The following is a 1,110-nucleotide window of genomic DNA, read 5'->3' as shown; positions in this document are numbered from 1 at the left end:
GTATCATCAATATCAGTATTCGCAAAACCAGATGAATGATTGTTTAAACTGGTGTATTTCTGCCTTTATGCTTCGTAAGTTTGCTGTCGCGCCGTCAGTGCCCAGGCTATTCTGGCCAGCTTGTTTGCCAGAGCACAGGTGACGACAAAGTTGCTTTTCCGACACAACAACTCCCTGACCCAGTCGGCCAACTTGCCAGACTGGTGTTCCAGTTTTTGTATGAATACCCTGGCACACTGAACCAACAAAGTTCGGATCTTTTTGTTGCCCCGCTTGCTAATCCCTAACAATGTCGTCCGACCTCCCGTGCTGTACTGTCGGGGTACCAGCCCTGTTGCCGCCGCAAAGTCACGGCTGCTGGCGTACTGCTTCCCGTCGCCAATCTCAGTTGAAATAGTACTGGCAGTCAGCGTTCCAACGCAGGGAATACTCAGCAAGCGCTGTCCAACCTCATCTTCGTCCAACTTTCGTTTCAACTGAGATTCCAGATCTTTAATCTGCTCAACAAGATAGTGATAATGCTGTTGTAATTTCAGCAGTAACTGGCTGAGATAAAGAGGCAAACTACTGTCCTCAAGAAGGGTACTCAGTCGACTAATAACGGCAGCACCTCGCGGAACGCTGATACCAAATTCCAGCAGAAAAGCATGCATCTGATTAGTTGTTTTCACCTTATCCTGAACCAGGGATTCACGGACACGATGCAGAGCTCGCATTGCCTGCTGAGATTCGGTTCTGGGCTGCACGAAACGCATAGATGGACGTGATGCTGCTTCACAGATAGCTTCAGCATCAACGAAGTCATTTTTGTTGCTTTTAACGAATGGGCGGACAAATTGCGGTGATATCAGCTTTGGAAAATGCCCTAACTCTGCCAGCTTGCGTGCCATAAAGTGAGAACCGCCACAGGCTTCCATCGCGATGGTTGTTGCTGGGCATGTCGCCAGAAATTCGATTAGCTTTGGTCGGGTGAATTTTTTACGGTAAACGGCCTTCCCACGATGATCCTGACAATGAATATGGAAAGAGTTCTTACCCAGATCGATACCAATAAGCGCAATGTTTTCCATGATGGTTCTCCGAATGAAAGCCTGTCCTCAGCATAGTACT

1 protein-coding gene is annotated in these 1,110 nt (G+C 48.0%); it reads right to left on the bottom strand.

Annotated features, from left to right (window positions below; translation table 11 throughout):
• Window positions 1-65 precede the first annotated feature (65 nt).
• On the bottom strand, window positions 66-1,070 hold the full coding sequence (locus HV213_RS33110; protein ID WP_000427614.1) for an IS110-like element IS5075 family transposase: 1,005 nt from the start codon (window positions 1,068-1,070) through the stop codon (window positions 66-68).
• Window positions 1,071-1,110: the final 40 nt, after the last annotated feature.

Source organism: Klebsiella sp. RHBSTW-00484 (assembly GCF_013705725.1).
GTDB lineage: Bacteria > Pseudomonadota > Gammaproteobacteria > Enterobacterales > Enterobacteriaceae > Klebsiella.
Note: the sequence above shows the minus strand (reverse complement) of the source record. Positions and strands in the feature narration are given on the sequence as shown.

Excerpts from the sequence above, each read along its gene's own strand:
- HV213_RS33110 (WP_000427614.1), bottom strand. The coding sequence starts at position 1,070 with ATGGAAAACATTGCGCTTATTGGTATCGATCTGGGTAAGAACTCTTTC.